Source organism: Limnohabitans sp. Rim11 (assembly GCF_001269365.1).
Lineage (GTDB): Bacteria > Pseudomonadota > Gammaproteobacteria > Burkholderiales > Burkholderiaceae_C > Limnohabitans_A.
In genome coordinates this window covers 632,077-648,262 of sequence record NZ_CXOM01000002.1, presented here as the reverse complement: position 1 = coordinate 648,262, position 16,186 = coordinate 632,077, and the positions used below count along the sequence as shown (strand labels likewise).

Below are 16,186 nucleotides of genomic sequence, written 5' to 3'. Positions count from 1 at the left end.
GTCTCAATTTCTTTTTAACTTTAGTAATAGTAGTTCAGAATTAAAGTCATCAACGGTTTGATAACCAAAAGGTACCGTATTGCGATCGACCAATTCATAATTCGGCAACATGGATAAATAATCATCACCCAAAATTGGGGTCACAACACCAACCTCAGAACCCCTACTGATATTTTTTCCTTCTTTCATGTTTCGCAACAAAATCCATCTTGCGCCCAATCTAGTTACGTGACTAAGATAATTTCTTACGATGTGCGGTTCCATTTCTTGAAAAGATATGAAATTGACGAACAAATCAATTTGGCCGACAAGTCTTTCAATTTGCCATGAGCAAAGGACAGATATCTTTGGAAGTGCGTTGATCTCAATGGTTTCAAGATTTGCAGATTGCGCGTAAGTAAATACGTTACTATTACCAAAAATCTGGCTTAGATAGTACTGAGCAATAAAACTTGTAGGAGGGATGTCGACATCAATGTACTGAAAGTCTGAGATGCCCGAGCTCCCCAAGACCTCTCCTAAAGTACCAAAACCACCGCCAATTTCAAGCACAGTTCTAGGTAAATCTTCATTTAAATGCTTCTTGAGCATTGATATACCCAGCAAATAATTAAGTGAACTGCGGCTAAAAATCCGGCCTTCCAGTTCAAATTGCTCAACTGGATTGCCAACTTTACTTTCAGAAAAGTTATGCAGATACGGCACCTTATTCAAATCGTCAGATGCTTTTAAAACCCTATAGTCAGATAAAGCTGAAAAGTGGCCACTTAGAAATTTCTGCAAAGCAAGTATAGGTTTGCGTTCCTCTGGCCAAGCATTACAGAAGTATTTCAATAATGCTTCTGACTGGTCTCGACTAAATCCTCCACCAGGGCTGCCGTAAGTTGGCACAAAAAAATCCAGTGCTGTAGGTATAGATCGAAAATTATTAATGCCAAATTTTGAAATTTCATCAACTATTGTTGTGGAAGCTTCACCCCAAAATTTTGACGGTTGATAATACTCTTCTTGCAAGAGCATGTCTTCTCGTGCCATTCGGAGTTCAGGATAGTCATACATAATTTTGTCCTTATAAGACTAGCTTAACTTTATGAAAGTGCCATCTCAAAAGAACTGGCTACTTGATCCTGCTGAAATTCTGTCAACCCTGGGTACAAAGGGAGCGTTATTGCTTCCGAAAAGTATTCTTCTGCTTTGGGACAGTAACCAGCTAAAAATCCCATTTTTTCAAAATGAGGTTGTCGATAAACGGGGATGTAATGAAGGTTCACTATCACACCACGATCTTTTAATGATTCAAAAATCTCACGTTGATTTCGGTTTGTGTCCGACAACTTCAATCTAACAACATAAAGGTGAAACGCAGAATACTGATTGGCTCTTTGGATGGGCGTTATAATCGGTAAGTTCGATAGCAGCGACTCGTATCTCATCGCGAGAAATTGCCGTCTTGTTACAAAATCATCCAATCGCACCATTTGACTGTTACCAAGCGCGGCCTGTATGTCGGTCATGCGGTAGTTGAATCCCAACTCGATTTGCTGGTAATTCCAGATTTCATCTGGCGAACGCTCGTGCATGTCTTCTAATGCACTGCTAATTCCATGACTGCGCAGTACTCGCATCCGTTTAGCCAAATGTTCATCATTTGTAACAGCCATTCCACCTTCACCTGTGGTGACAATTTTGACTGGATGGAAACTGAAAACAGCGATGTCGCTAAATTGGCAATTTCCAATGGGTAACCCGTTGTATCTTCCCCCAATGGCATGCGATGCATCTTCTAAAATTTTGAAGCCATACTGCTGTCCAAGTTTGTAAATTCGCTCCATGTCGCATGACTGGCCACACATATGGACAGGTATGACCACCTTGGGCAATTTGTCTATTTTTTTTGCTTCAGCCAATTTTTCGGCCAAGCGCTCTGGGCACATGTTGTAGGTTTGCGCATCAATATCAACAAAATCTACTGATGCGCCACAGTACAAGGCGCAATTAGCACTTGCAACAAATGTGATAGGGGAAGTCCATACAACGTCTCCTTTGCCAACACCCAACGCTAGACATGCAATGTGAAGTGCACTGGTAGCACTGTTCACAGCCACTGCATACTTAGCATCGCAATAATTAGAAACAGTTTGCTCAAACCGAGGAACAGCTGGTCCTTGCGTCAGGAAGTCTGACTTCAACACCGCTGTGACAGCGTCGATATCTTCCTGAGAAATATCTTGACGGCCATATGGAATCATTAGATTTTCCCAATTTTTGCTTGGTGTGTTTCAACCCAACTCTTGAGGTCTTCTGAATTCATCCATTCTTCGTTGTTGTCAGATGAATACGTGAATTCAGGCGAAACCAGTTTTCCTTTGCAGATTCTTTTGGGGTCTTGGTACCAATTGTTGATGGCCGGGAGTATTTTGAAATAGTCATCGTACTCATATGTATAGGGGGCATCTTCAATGCCAATCATCTGCTCATGCAATTTCTCACCTGGGCGAATACCGACAATTTCTTGCTGCGCATCTGGTGCAATTGAAGACGCCACATCTGTAATTTTCATGGATGGAATCTTCTTGACGTATATTTCACCGCCAACCATGTCTTCAAATGCATGCCAAACCAGCTGTACGCCCTGCTCTAAACTGATCATGAACCTTGTCATGCGCGGATCAGTAATGGGTAATTTTCCTGTATGCGCCAGTGATTGGAAAAATGGAATTACGGAGCCGCGCGAGCCCATCACATTGCCATAACGAACAACAGAAAATTTTGTTTCTTTTTGGCCTGTGTACGAATTGCCTGCAATGAACAATTTGTCTGACGTCAGTTTTGTTGCGCCATATAAATTAGATGGGCTGCTTGCTTTATCAGTTGACAAGGCAACGACTCTTTTTACGCCTTGGTCGATGCAAGCATCAATGAGGTTCATTGCACCAATCACATTGGTCTTGACACATTCAAACGGGTTGTACTCAGCGATAGGGACAATTTTGGTGGCCGCAGCATGCACAACATAATCAATACCATTCAGTGCTCTTGACAGACGATCTTTGTCTCTAACGTCGCCAATGAAAAACCTAACCCTGGAGTCATTGCCATAAAGTTTGGCCATTTCCCACTGCTTCATTTCATCTCTTGAATAGATAACCAAGCGCGATGGGTTGTACTTTTCCAATGTCAATGGCACAAAGCTATGCCCAAATGAACCTGTTCCACCTGTTATCAGTATTGAAGGGTTTTTAAGCATTTTGACTTTAGCAAATAGGATTGCAATGAATTGATATGCCTATGGCTAAGCATTTTTCAGACCAGCATTGCTTTGCCTTATTCAAGACAAAGTTGACTCTTAATTTAATTCTAAGTAATTACTTTTCCTTGTTTTGTGTCGAAATATCGACATATTTAGCCACTTTCTATCTGTTTTTTTGATGATTGCTGCTGTCTACATAGGCCCTTAATACAGCATGCATCTTGGTTTGATACCGGCTTCCTTGCAGTTTAAAAAACTCCAAGATATCCTCATCTATTCGTAGGCTCACCTGCTTCTTTGCTGGTACTTGGGCCGCACGCTTAGCTTGCACAAACCAAGAATCACTCAACTCAGGAATGTCTGAGTAATCAATTTGCTTTTCTTTGACCATTAACGCTGGCGGACTTTGCTCAAGTCCGTCAGTTGTTTGAATCGCTTTAGTTTTGTTGTTCTCTGTCATTCGTTTTCCTCAAAGGCAGACTTGAGTGCCAAGAAATCAACACCGTGTTTTTCTAGGTTAATTTGCCGCTTTGCCGGATCATAGTCGAATTGCATCTACAAATGTTATTTCTTTTGTAGATGCAAATTGCAATAAAGCGGCAAATGTTGTCGTTTTGCCGTTTGCAATTACTTTCTTTTGACGAAAAACGGCAAAGAAAAGCTGGCACACCTCTTGCTCCATACCCTGCATTCGCATCAGCAGCCTTGATTTCATTCAATTTGCTGGTGTTCATTCACTAAAGGAGCTAGACATGCACATTGAATTACAACAGGCCATGCAACATTTGGTCAGCGAACAATCTTTGAACCTCAAAGAGGTTTCACGCTTTACCCCCGTTGATTTCCGCCTGGGCATTCAGTGGCTTGTCGCTCAAGACCAACCCGACTTGGCTCAAGCCTTGGCAGAAGCTGGTTTGGCTCTGTATCCATTGAGTGAAGACATTCTGGCAATTTCTGGCCTTTTGGCCATTACCCGTGAAGACTGGCCTCTTGCTGTAGAAATTCTGCAAGACCTGGTTTCTATTCAAGTTGACCGCGTACAGCCCATGACTTATCAAATGTTGGCACGCGCATTGGCTTGCAACCTCGACGTGGCTGAAGCACACCAAGTGCTCGAGGCTGCTCTCCAAAAGTGGCCCAACGATGCCACTTTGATTCAAGAACGCAATGCAATGGCCGCAGTTCAGGATGCCATGCCTGCATCCAACATAACCAACTAATTCAATCGTCAATTGAACTAACGGCAATCAAAGCGGCAACGTGTTGCCACAAAGCAATCCATCGCAATACCTTGCCACTCGCCCCATTAGGAGATTCTCATGACCGTCATCAATACCAACGTCAAAGCCTTGTACACACAAGCGGCGCTTAGAACGTCCAACCGCGACAGCCAAGTTGCCATGCAACAGCTGTCCACCGGCAAACGCATCAACTCATCCAAGGATGATGCTGCCGGCCTGGCCATTGCAGCGCGGATGACTCAAAACATCCAAGGCTTGAAGCAAGCGGTTCGCAATGCAGGTGATGCGATCTCCATGATTCAAACGGCTGAGGGCGCCACACAAGAAATTACGGTCATGCTGCAACGCATGTCTGAGTTGGCTGTGCAGGCTTCCAACTCCACCTACTCTGACGAGCAGCGTGGCTACCTGGACCAAGAATTTCAGCAGCTCAAACAAGAGATTGTGCGAATTTCTGACACGCACGAGTGGAATGGCTTTCCTATTTTGAATGGTAAGGCGGGCAACCCAGTTGGCGCACCTAAAACGGAATCACTAACACGTGCTGGCGTGAGCGCAAGTACTTTAGGTAAAGCCTTGAACGATGGCGACTTAGAAATACAGACTGCTAAGGGATCTTTCGCAATTCCTGAGTCTTTGTCATCCAGCGATCCTAAAAGTAGCGCTCTAGCTTTCTCTAGCAATAAAGGTGGATCAGCCATTGCCATTGCTGCTGCAATTAACTCCAAAGTCGGTGAAACAGGTGTAAACGCAACGGTTAAGGGTGCAGAAATTACTGCAAATAAAACAACTGTTGCTACTACATCCATTCAAACTGATCTGTATGTCAATGGCGAGAAAGTATCCTTAAGTTTGTCTGCTGGCCAGACCCTAGGTGAGCGTCGCCAATATGTGATGGAAAGTATCAATGCAGGTACTTCAGTCCACGGCGTTTCCGCTGGTGATGGTGGTAATGGTGGATTGACTTTAACAACCATTGATGGTCGAAATCTTTCTGTTTGGTATGACTCAACTTCTGTACAAGGTTCGGACTTCGGTCTAGGCTTGGACACAGCCACAGCATCAAATCCTTTAGGCGTTACAGGAATTCCTGGCAACGCAGGTGTTTCTGCAGGCTCAGTTGAAAAATCCACCTTAACCTTTGCTGCATTACGCTCTGGTCAGCAAGTCACCGTCAATGGCTTGACATTTACGGCAACCACCGAAGTTTCTGCCAATGACGTAGCCAAAGCCTTTTCTTCCTTGAGCTCAGGAATGACCGCCGTTGCAGCAACTGCAGCTAACGCGGCAAGTGCAGCAAAAGGCGCTTTTTCGGGCACTTTCTTCGAAGGCTTCTCAACCAATGCTTCAAGTGGTGCAACAGTAACGGCCACAGCAACAGCCAAGGGAAATGTTGGCGATATCAAGTTGTCAGGTAATTTAGATCCAACTGTTACGGTCAAGCTTGAGGCTGCGCCAATTCCAACTGTAGTATCAACTGTAGTGGGCACTGGCTCAACAGCTCAAAAAGACACTGTGACGTTCAGTCCCTTGACAAGTGGTCAATCCATCACGGTAGGTGGACTCACATTCACTGCAGGCTCTTCTGGTGCTACTGTCGCCAACTTAAAAACTGCGTTCGACCAGCTCACAAGCGCAATGACAGCCACAAATGCCAATACCGCTATCAGATCAGCAAGTATCACTGAGGCGATTGGTACATTTTCAGCAGGTCCATTTGCGGCTGGAACCATGGATGCAAATGGTGTATTCACAGCAACAACTCCTTCAGCAACCCAAATTGATTTATCCGCTTCAGCAAGTAAAGAGCAAAATGAAATCACTTTCTCTGCATTAGGTGCCGGTCAGACGACAACCGTTGGAGGACTTTCATATACAGCTACAAGCAGTATGTCCGCTGCTGAAGTTGCTGAAGCCTTTGCTGGTGTATCGGCTGGCGTAACGCCTGCTGCAAAACCCACCGTGGTCGCTACAACTGCAGGGGTAACAGGTTCAACCGCGCAGGTTAGTACAGTGACATTTGGTCCTTTGAGCGAAGGTCAATCAATCACGGTAGGTGGACTTACATTTACCGCAGGCTCATATGGTGCAAGTGCCAATGATTTAAAAGCTGCATTCGATGCAGTAGCGGCTTCCTCAACAGCTGCTAGTGCAAACGCAGCACTTCGCACTGCGACTATTTCCGAAGCTACTGGCAGTTTTTCAGGCGGCCCTTTTGTTGCAGGCACTTTTGATAATGCAGGTGTCTTTACTGCAAGTGCACAATCAAGCACTCAAATTAGCCTCATAAATCCAGCTGTGAATGGAACTTTCTCCGGCACGTTAACAGGTTTTGACATCAAACCAACAAGCCCTCCTGGTAACTCTGTAATTGCTACAGCCACAGCAAGTGGCAATGTTGCCAATATTGTTGCAACTGGTCCTGGTAAGCCATCTGCAGAAACCACCAATGGCATCACTGTTGCAGCAAGTACTGCTTACGGCACAGTGGTTTTGACATCCAACGACCCCTTCACAATCAAACCTGGTGCGAACGCATATCCACAAAATGGCGCACAACCAGTTGATCCAACTTACTCCAATTTCACGGCTCTTGGATTTGAAGCCAAAACCATCAATCCTAAAAACATTGGTCGTTTAAGCTTCCAAGTGGGCCCTGCAGAAAACCAGTTGATCACCATCGACATGGCAGACTTTGGACCCAACGGCGACATCACTGGTCCTATCACCAGCGACAAAGCACCGACCAACATTCGCACGGTTCAATCGTCTAACGATGTGATCATGAATGTGAACAAGTCTTTGGACCGCATTGCCGAAACGCGAGCCACAATGGGTGCGGTCATGAACCGTTTGGAACACGTGATCGACAACTTAACCAGTGTGGTCATGAACTCCGAAGCTTCACGCAGCCAAATTGAAGACGCCGATTACGCACAGGCCTCTACCGAGTTGGCCCGTACGCAAATCATGCAGCAAGCCGCCACTGCGGTGTTGGCCCAAGCCAATACGTCGCAGCAGACGGTGCTCAAGCTGTTGCAGGGCTAAGCCCTTCTGGCTTCGTTCATTAGCGGAAACGCTGGTGCTTGAAACTTTTCAAAGTTTCAGGTGCTAGCTTTTTCACGCGGGTTGGTTACTGTTTGCACCCCGCAAACTGTCGGTAAATTGACAAAACACCCCACATATTTAGCCATTAAGTATTCAATTTAACATGGCACGGCCATTGCTACTACTCATGCATTCCTATGCACATGAGGCACCAGAAAGCAATGAGCTCTTTACACACTGCGCAACAAGTTCTGTGGCTGGACCCGATCCAGCCATTAGACGCGCCTGAGCACGCCCAGTTAACCGATGCGGGTTTTTCTATCCGCTGCATTAACACGCTTGACGAACTTCAATCGGCTTTAAGCCATGGCCAAACCTTGGCTTTGGTCATCAGGCATGACACCAACATGGATTTGTTGAAGAGCTGCCAATCGATCATGTTGCGTGCAGGTATCTCAGTTCCCATGGTTTGCCGCGTTGACCGCCGCCATTTAGAGCTGGCCGTTCAAGCCATGCGCCAAGGTGCCGCTCATGTGTTGGCCACAGACGATTGGTCTGCAGCGTCCTGGCAAATGGCGCATCAAGCCATTCAAGCTTTGCGTTTGTCTTCTTCTGCCGCTTCTATGGTGGCGCGCATGGCACCGCCCACCGAGGTGGTGGCTGCAGCCGCCCCGCAAAAGAGTGTGGTGTATGTCGACCCAGTCAGCCGTCACTTGTTGGCTTTGGCACAGCGTGTGGCCCAAGCCAACGTCACAGCCCTCATTGAAGGCCCCACAGGTGCCGGTAAAGAAATTTTGGCGCGTGTGTTGCACGAGTCTTCTAAGCGTGCCCGTGGCCCGTTTGTGGGACTCAACTGCGCAGCCTTGCCAGAACACCTCATTGACGACATGTTGTTCGGCCATGAAAAAGGCGCGTTCACAGGCGCACAAAAAGATTTCAAGGGTTTGTTTGAACAAGCCCAAGGTGGCACTTTGTTCTTGGACGAAATTGGCGAGATGCCTTTGCACTTGCAATCTAAGTTACTGCGTGTGTTGCAAGAACGTTTGCTAACGCGCTTGGGTTCTGAGCGCCAAGTGGCCATTGATGTGCGCATCATTGCAGCCACCAACAAAGATTTGCGCGTAGCCATCTCTGAACGCGAGTTTCGCGAAGATTTGTATTTCCGCATCAGCACTTTCAAACTGCGTGTACCGCCGCTGCGTGAACGCAAGGGCGACATTTTGCCGTTGGTGGCCAGCCTGTTAATGCGCCACGCCCCCAATGCACAAGAGTTCACCTTGAGCGATGAAGCCCAAGCGCAACTCTTGGCTTATCCATGGCCAGGCAATGTGCGCGAATTAGAAAACGTGGTGCAACGCGCTGTGGTGCTTTGCGCAGACCAGCACATTGAAGCGCAGCACTTGATGTTTGACAATGCCGCCGACATGCCGATGAGCATCTCACAAGAATTGCCGGCAACACCTGTGCCCTCTTTTGCCATGCCCACTGAAGCTTTGCGTTACCCAGATACCAGCAACACAGAAGACAACGCAGTGATTGCTTCTAATTTGCAAGAAGCTGTCAAAACCAGCGAGCACCAAATGATTTTGGCGGCCATTCAAACCACCGAAAGCCGCATGGAAGCCGCCGCCAAGTTGGGCATCAGCCCCCGCACGCTGCGTTACAAACTTGCCAAGCTCAAAGCTGACAACGGCACCATGGCTTGGGCCGCTTAAGGGAAAACATCATGATCGAAAAAATTAATTCCCAAGGCAACATTCAATCGATGTTGCAAACACTTCGCTCTTACCAAAGCCAGGCTGCTGGCGGCATGGACGAAGACGGCAACAAAGTCGGCGGCCTAAATGGTCTGAACGGTTCACAAAGCACACAAGGTCCTTCTGGCTTTGGCGACTTAGTCCGTCAAACCGTTGACAAGGTGAACGAAAACCAAATGAACGCTTCCAAAATTGCTGCATCTTATGAGCGCGGTGAAGGCGTGCCACTGACCGATGTGGTGTTGAGCATGCAGAAATCATCTTTGAGCTTTGAAGCCACTTTGCAGGTGCGCAACAAGGTGCTCAAAGCCTATGAAGACATTTTGAACATGCCTGTTTAAGGCTCATTTCGAGTAGCGACTTTAAAAGATACGACTGAGAGATTCCAAACATGGCCACTACAACAGCTCCTTTCACCCCGGCCTTGGCCACGGGTGGCTCGAACAGCACCGCACTAGCCACCTCAGGTGGCGCAGGCTCTAATGCGGGTGGTGCATTGGCAACCTTCACGCCTGGCATGGATGTGCAACAAGCCAACGGCAACAATTATTCAGGCGGTGCTGGCGGCCCCTTGGCCTCCATGCAGCAAATGATGCAGCAGCCGGGCGTCAAAAAAGCCATGCCCCTCATCCTGATGGGCCTGGGTGTTTTGTTGTTTGCACTCATGTATGTGTGGATCAACATGCCCAGCTACCGCCCTCTCATGGTCAACATGAGCGAAGCCGATCAGCAAACGGCCATGGAAGCATTGAAGGCCAGCGAATTCAAGCCCGTAATGGACCCTTCTTCTGGTCAAATTACAGTGCCTTCAAACAAGTACCACGAAGCCCGAATTTTCTTGGCTTCTAAAGGCATTCCAAAAACTGGCAACTTGGGCATGGAGTCTTTGAAGGACCAATCTGCCATGACCACCAGTCAGTTCATGGAGCAAGTGCGCTACACCTCGGCCATGGAGCAAGAGTTGGCGCGCACCATCATGCAAATTGACACCATTCAACAAGCCCGCGTGCACTTGGCCATGCCCAAGCAATCGGTGTTTGTGCGTGATCGCACGCCCCCCAAAGCCTCGGTCATCATCACCCCTTATGCCGGCCGTTCTGTATCACCCAACCAAGTGCAAGCATTGGTTCATTTGGTGGCTTCTAGCGTGCCCCTCATGACGCCGGACAACGTGGCGGTGGTCGACAACCAAGGCAAGCTCATTACCGACTCCAGCAATGCGGCTGCCTTGGGCCTCACATCGGCTCAAAGCACACACAAGCAAAAAATGGAAGATGTGTATCGCCAGCGTGTGATGCAAATCTTGTCCCCCATCGTGGGTGACAACAATGTTCGCTCACAAGTGAACATGGCGCTGGACTTTACACAAACCGAAGTCACCACCGAAGACTTTGATACCCGCGATAAAGGCCCGAAGACCCGCTCAGAAGCTATCAGCGAAGACAAAAATGGCGCCGCTGAAGCTGCAGGCATTCCTGGTACGTTGTCCAACACGCCTCCGCCTGCACCTTCTGCCACCACCAATTCATCTGCAGCTACCACGGCAGGCGCTGGGGGTACAACCACCAGCACCACGGCTCGCAGTACTCGCAATTATGAAATTGACCGTTCTGTGCGCCATGTCAAAAATGCCACTGGCACAGTAGATCGTTTGAGTGTGGCTGTGTTGATCAACGAACGCGCCCCCACGGTCACTAAAAATGACAAGGGCGAAGTGACCGACTCCAAGCCCAACCCCTACTCTGAAGATGAACTGACCCGCATGCAAAATTTGGTGCGCGGTGTTGTAGGCTATGACGAAAAACGTGGTGACGTGGTCACTGTGGTTCAGGCCAAGTTTGAACCTGAAGTTGTTTACGACTTGAGCATTCCTTGGTACAAAGACGAATCTTTGCAAACCTACATCAAGAGTGGCTCCTTGGGTGTTGTGTTCTTGGCCTTCCTCATGCTGGTCATCCGCCCTGCTGTGCTGCGTATGTTGGGCTTGCTCAAAACACCAGCAGAACTGGAAGCAGAAGCCGCAGCCGCAGAAGCCGCTGCAGCAGCCGCCAAGGTTGCGCTGGCCGATGGCGAGTTGTCTGCAGAAGACATGAGCGCCATCCAGTTGGGCGAAGGCGAAACCTTGGAAGACATCAAGGCCAAGCTCAAGCCCAAGAAATCGAGCATCTCCATGGAGATGTTGGACACGGCCAACACTTACGACGACAAGGTGGCTTTGGTGCGCATGATTGTGGCAGAAGACACCTCGCGTGTGGCCAGTGTGCTGAAGAAGATGATCAAAGTAGCCTAAGGAAATACCATGGCCGAAAAAGAAATTCAAATGTCTGCCGCAGAAGCCGAAGCTGCAGAAAAGCTTCGCAACGAGATGGCCAACATCAGTGGTGCACAGCGTGCCGCCGTCTTGATGTTGCTCTTGGGCGAGCAGCAAGCTTCCGAAATTATCAAGTTTTTGAACCCCAGCGAAGTGCAAGCTTTGGGCGGCGCCATGGTGGCGGTGTCTGATGTGTCACAAGAAGCTGTGAACGAAATCTTGGATGAATTCGTGGCCACCATCAAAAAGCAATCCAGCTTGGGTTTGGGCACCACCGACTATGTCGAAAAAGTATTCAAGCGCGCGCTGGGCGACGACAAAGCGGCATCTGTATTGGGACGCATTTTGCCTGGTCAAAGCACCAAGGGCTTGGAAATTTTGCAGTGGATGGATGCACGTGCCATTGCCGACATGATCAAAACCGAACACCCTCAGGTGACGGCCATTATTTTGTCGGTACTAGACCACCAAGTGGCGGCCGACGTGTTGAACTTCTTGCCCGACGAAACGCGCCCCGAAATTATTCAGCGCGTGGCCAGCTTGGAAACCGTTCAACCTTCAGCCATGCAAGAGCTTGAGTCCATCATGAAGTTGCAGTTCTCCACCAATACCAGCTCGAAGTCTTCTAGCTTCGGCGGTATCAAAGCGGCTGCGCAGATCATGAACTCCACCAAGACCGCTTTGGAAGCGTCCATCATGAAGGGCTTGGAGAGCATCGACGCCGACTTGATGATGCGCATTCAAGACAACATGTTCACCTTCGAAAATCTCAGCGCAGTGGACAACAAAGGCATCCAGGTGCTGATGCGTGCAGTGGACAACAACCAGTTGATGATTGCCATGAAGGGTGCCAGCGAAGAAGTCAAAGCACGTTTCTTCGACAACATGTCCGAGCGTGCCCGCGGCATGTTCAAAGACGAGATGGATGCCAAAGGCCTCATGCGCTTGTCCGATGTGGAAGAAGCGCAGAAACAAATCATGCGTTCTGCACGCAAGTTGTCTGACTCTGGTGAGTTGGTCTTAGGCGGAGGCGACTTTGTATAACCCCACGCCCGTTAGCAAGTTGGCAGGCAACGGCACACCTCGCGGTGTGTCTGGCTGGAAACCATTGCAGCCACTCAGGCCCATCGAGCTTCAAAACGCTGGCTTTGTTCAGCAAAACTTTGCAGGCGCCAAGAATTCTGGCTTTACGCTGTGGACCGTTGAAGAACAAATGGCCGCTAGCAAGATGGCCGATGCTGCTTCGGCCGACAATGGCATTGAGGATCCAGAAATCAATTCAGATTCAGAGGATGCGTCTGCACAGAGTGCATCAGAATCAAATATTTCTAACCTAGATGCTGAGGCCATAGAGAAGATTCAAAGCGAAGCCTATGCAAAAGGCGTCGAAGAAGGCCAGCGGATGGCGCAAGCTGCCGCCGCCGAAGAAGTCGCCAAGGCGCAAAGCAATTCATTGACTGAACTGGCCGACAAGGCCAATCAAATTTTGGTCAACATTGAGCAAAGTGTTTTGGCCCTTCAAGAAAAGCCCGAAACCTGGCACGAACCCCTGAAGCGCTTGGCCTTGCATTTGGCCGAGCAACTCACACTGACCGAGTTAAGTATTTCTTCTAGCGGCATTCAAAATTTAATAGATCGCTGCATCGAAACCTTAGATGTTCAAAGCGTTTCCAGTTTGTTGGTTGAACTCAATCCCAACGACATGGCGCTTTTACAAAACCACAAAGCCATGCCAGGCGAGCAAATGCCCACCTGGCGCATGGTGGCCGATCCACATTTATTGCCCGGCAGCGTGCGTGTGCGTGCCGACGATGCCGTGGTGAGTGACCTTATTGAGCATCGCCTTGAAACATTGGCCGGCGCACTGCTTCAAAACACAAAACCATGGCAAGCCCAAACTGCTTTCCAACCAGAGCGTTTGTCTGCACGACGCGGCAAAGCAGAATCCGTTGAAGACGCTTTGCCTCGAGATCCAGCCCCCGTCAATTTGTCGTCACTGGATTTGCCCAATTTAGATTTAGACGTTTCTTCAGAACCCAAGCCTGGAGAGGCACATGACTAACTTTGCAGCCGAAGTGGCGCGCACCATGTCATTGGCTCGGGCCTCTAGCCCAGAGCGTTGCGGCACTTTGGTGCGATTGGTAGGCCTGCGCATGGAAGCGCGCGGCATCATGGCGCCGGTAGGATCCAGCTGCGAAATCATTGGTCAAGACGGCCACAAAATTGAAGCCGAAGTGGTGGGCTTCAATGACAAAACCTTGTACCTCATGCCACTCACAGAACCTGTGGGCATTGGCCCTGGTGCTTCGGTGCGCATGGCCCATGACTTGGGCACAGCCTGTTTAGGCCCAGAACTTTTAGGCCGCGTCATTGATGGCCGTGGTGAACCTTTAGACGGCAAACCCAAGCCTGCTTGCAAAGCACGTTTAAGTTTGCTGGGCTTGCCCATCAACCCAATGGAGCGAGGTCCGATTGACAGCGTGCTCGACGTGGGCGTCAAAGCCATCAACGGCTTGCTGACACTGGGCCGCGGTCAACGCGTCGGCTTGGTAGCCGGCTCTGGCGTAGGCAAGAGTGTGCTTTTGGGCATGATGACACGCTTTACCAAAGCCGACGTTGTAGTCATTGGTTTGGTAGGTGAACGTGGCCGCGAAGTACAAGCCTTCATTCAGGAATCTTTGGGAGAAGAAGGACTGGCCAAGTCGGTGGTGGTGGCAGCGCCAGCCAACGTTTCGCCCGTGCTGCGCTTAAAAGCCGCACACATGACGCACGTCATTGCTGAATACTTCAGAGACCAAGGCCTGAACGTGTTGATGCTGGTCGACAGCCTAACTCGCGTGGCCCATGCCCAGCGCGAAATTGGCTTGGCCATTGGCGAGCCACCCACAGCCAAAGGCTATCCGCCTTCTGTGTTTGCTTTGCTGCCCAACCTCATTGAGCGTGCCGGCGTAGGACGTCATGGCCACGGCTCTATTACTGCCATTTACACCGTACTGGCCGAAGGCGACGATGCCAACGACCCGATTGTGGACATTGCCCGCGCCTCTTTGGACGGCCAGGTGATGTTGTCTAGAAAATTGGCAGATGCAGCGCACTACCCTGCCATTGACCTCAATGGTTCTATTTCTAGGGTGATGCAAAGTTTGTTGTCGCCCGACGATTTGAAACTGGCCAACAAGTTCAGACGCCTTTGGTCCTTGTATCAACAAAACGTTGACCTCATTCAAGTGGGCGCCTACGAAATTGGCAGCAATCCCACTCTGGACGAAGCCATTCGCTTGCGTGAGTCGATGGAGCAATACCTGCGCCAAGACATGCACGAAGGCAAAGACGAAACCAGTACCCGTGAAGACATTCGAAACATGATGGCAGTATCAGAATGAATGACACCGTTGTAGCTCGCCCCTGTTGGACCATCTTGGCTAACAAAGCCGAGGACAAAATTGCGGTCATTCAAAATGAAATGGCGTATACGCGCAAGCATTTAGAAGGCCTTAGAAGCAGTGAAGCGCGCGTCAAAAAAATGTACGATGAGTACCGTCAGAGTCTGACCCAACCCAACACAGAAAGTATGGGCATGCGCGAGACAATGAACCAGCGGCAGTTTATGGCGCAGCTGTCTACACTGATGCTGCGAGTTCAAACTGATATTCAGTACACTGAGAATGCTCTTTTAGGCATCAAAGAACGCTTGATTGAAGTCGAGCGTGAACGCATCAAAATGCAAACCCTAGCCGATCAAAACGCAGCTGCTGTTCGAAAAGAAGAGAACAAAAAAGATCAGCGACGCATGGATGCTTTGGGTGTCATGCAATTCAACCTGAAACCACAACCATGAACCTCACGGGTGGCATTGCGTGGCATTGGTTGGCCTGGCGCTCGCAAGCGAGATGGGCCAAAACCTCGAAAGCCATCGAAGATTGGTTGTTGCAACAAGCCAGCTTCTCCAAACTTGGGGACGCCTCTGAAAAGCCCAATCTGCTATTGATTGGCGCAAGCGCAGGTTGGATGATGTCCACCCAGTGGCTTCAACAATTTGCACGCGTGGACACGTTTGACATTGATCCTTTAGCGGCTCCTTTGTTCAAGTGGCGCAATGGCGCTGCACTCAAGGCACAAAGCGTCGAGCTTCATTGCCACACTGCGGATGCACTTCAAGATTTACCCGCTTTACTCAAATCTCACCCCAAGGCCTGCGTATTTTTTGACAATGTGCTGGGGCAATTGCGCTTTCAAAGACCTGCTTCGGCATGGCAACACGTAGAGCGCGACGTTCAACAGATTCAAAAGCAACTCAAAGGCCGCGAATGGGGTAGCGTGCACGACCGCATGTCGGGGCCCACCACAGAAACCATTCTTTTGAGTGATGAACTTCCCGTTAGAAGCATCCAACAGACCGATCAGCAATGGTTAACGCAACTCAAGGCGCAAAGCCCTTGGTTGGACCATTTGACGCATAGCGTTTTTCCTAATCAGCGTGATGGTCAAGGGGTATCAGTTGAAAATTTTGCTTGGAATTTTTCGCCAAGCTACAGACATTGGCTGCAGGCCGGATGGGTACGGCCATGAGCATGCTGAG

At 49.1% G+C, this 16,186-nt stretch carries 15 protein-coding genes; 10 read left to right on the top strand and 5 right to left on the bottom strand.

Annotated elements, in window-relative coordinates:
* Nucleotides 1–3: 3 nt before the first annotated feature.
* The 5 genes from AMM03_RS07745 to AMM03_RS14150 all read right to left on the bottom strand — a co-directional run bounded on the left by AMM03_RS07745 (nucleotide 4) and on the right by AMM03_RS14150 (nucleotide 3,965).
* Nucleotides 4–1,059, bottom strand: coding sequence for a putative sugar O-methyltransferase (locus AMM03_RS07745; protein WP_090130105.1), 1,056 nt, complete (start codon nucleotides 1,057–1,059; stop codon nucleotides 4–6).
* Between the two features lie 29 nt (nucleotides 1,060–1,088).
* The gene (gene pseC, locus AMM03_RS07740) at nucleotides 1,089–2,249 is read right to left on the bottom strand and encodes a UDP-4-amino-4,6-dideoxy-N-acetyl-beta-L-altrosamine transaminase (RefSeq protein ID WP_090130103.1); all 1,161 of its coding nucleotides are present in this window, start codon (nucleotides 2,247–2,249) and stop codon (nucleotides 1,089–1,091) included.
* A complete protein-coding gene (gene pseB, locus AMM03_RS07735; RefSeq protein ID WP_090130101.1) occupies nucleotides 2,249–3,247 on the bottom strand; it encodes a UDP-N-acetylglucosamine 4,6-dehydratase (inverting) in 999 nt (332 codons plus the stop codon). Before pseB ends, pseC begins: the two co-directional genes overlap by 1 nt.
* A 166-nt stretch (nucleotides 3,248–3,413) precedes the next feature.
* The gene (locus tag AMM03_RS07730) at nucleotides 3,414–3,710 is read right to left on the bottom strand and encodes a BrnA antitoxin family protein (protein WP_090130099.1); all 297 of its coding nucleotides are present in this window, start codon (nucleotides 3,708–3,710) and stop codon (nucleotides 3,414–3,416) included.
* Nucleotides 3,711–3,788: 78 nt separating this feature from the next.
* Nucleotides 3,789–3,965, bottom strand: a complete 177-nt coding sequence (locus AMM03_RS14150) for a hypothetical protein (RefSeq protein WP_194942816.1) — start codon at nucleotides 3,963–3,965, stop codon at nucleotides 3,789–3,791.
* A 37-nt stretch (nucleotides 3,966–4,002) separates the two neighbouring features.
* Here AMM03_RS14150 and AMM03_RS07725 point away from each other — a divergent pair, with 37 nt between their 5' ends.
* From AMM03_RS07725 to AMM03_RS07680, 10 genes are all read left to right on the top strand, one after another.
* Nucleotides 4,003–4,470, top strand: a complete 468-nt coding sequence (locus AMM03_RS07725) for a hypothetical protein (protein WP_090130097.1) — start codon at nucleotides 4,003–4,005, stop codon at nucleotides 4,468–4,470.
* Between the two features lie 99 nt (nucleotides 4,471–4,569).
* Nucleotides 4,570–7,539: a flagellin N-terminal helical domain-containing protein gene (locus AMM03_RS07720; RefSeq protein ID WP_090130095.1), complete on the top strand. Its 2,970-nt coding sequence runs from the start codon at nucleotides 4,570–4,572 to the stop codon at nucleotides 7,537–7,539.
* A 221-nt stretch (nucleotides 7,540–7,760) separates the two neighbouring features.
* On the top strand, nucleotides 7,761–9,254 hold the full coding sequence (locus AMM03_RS07715) for a sigma-54 interaction domain-containing protein (protein WP_090130093.1): 1,494 nt from the start codon (nucleotides 7,761–7,763) through the stop codon (nucleotides 9,252–9,254).
* An 11-nt stretch (nucleotides 9,255–9,265) separates the two neighbouring features.
* Entirely contained in the window at nucleotides 9,266–9,637 is a 372-nt protein-coding gene (gene fliE / locus AMM03_RS07710; protein ID WP_090130091.1) for a flagellar hook-basal body complex protein FliE, read from the top strand.
* 50 nt (nucleotides 9,638–9,687) lie between these two features.
* On the top strand, nucleotides 9,688–11,586 hold the full coding sequence (fliF, locus tag AMM03_RS07705; protein ID WP_090130089.1) for a flagellar basal-body MS-ring/collar protein FliF: 1,899 nt from the start codon (nucleotides 9,688–9,690) through the stop codon (nucleotides 11,584–11,586).
* A gap of 9 nt (nucleotides 11,587–11,595) precedes the next feature.
* Nucleotides 11,596–12,651, top strand: coding sequence for a flagellar motor switch protein FliG (fliG, locus tag AMM03_RS07700; protein WP_228764610.1), 1,056 nt, complete (start codon nucleotides 11,596–11,598; stop codon nucleotides 12,649–12,651).
* Nucleotides 12,644–13,669 (top strand): FliH/SctL family protein, encoded by a 1,026-nt coding sequence (locus tag AMM03_RS07695; protein ID WP_090130088.1) that lies wholly within the window; start codon nucleotides 12,644–12,646, stop codon nucleotides 13,667–13,669. The genes fliG and AMM03_RS07695 overlap by 8 nt, the downstream gene beginning before the upstream one ends.
* The gene (locus AMM03_RS07690; protein WP_090130087.1) at nucleotides 13,662–14,990 is read left to right on the top strand and encodes a FliI/YscN family ATPase; all 1,329 of its coding nucleotides are present in this window, start codon (nucleotides 13,662–13,664) and stop codon (nucleotides 14,988–14,990) included. Before AMM03_RS07695 ends, AMM03_RS07690 begins: the two co-directional genes overlap by 8 nt.
* Entirely contained in the window at nucleotides 14,987–15,445 is a 459-nt protein-coding gene (locus AMM03_RS07685) for a flagellar export protein FliJ (protein WP_090130085.1), read from the top strand. The genes AMM03_RS07690 and AMM03_RS07685 overlap by 4 nt, the downstream gene beginning before the upstream one ends.
* Complete coding sequence (locus AMM03_RS07680; protein WP_090130083.1) at nucleotides 15,442–16,176, top strand: hypothetical protein; 735 nt, start codon at nucleotides 15,442–15,444, stop codon at nucleotides 16,174–16,176. Before AMM03_RS07685 ends, AMM03_RS07680 begins: the two co-directional genes overlap by 4 nt.
* Nucleotides 16,177–16,186 lie beyond the last annotated feature (10 nt).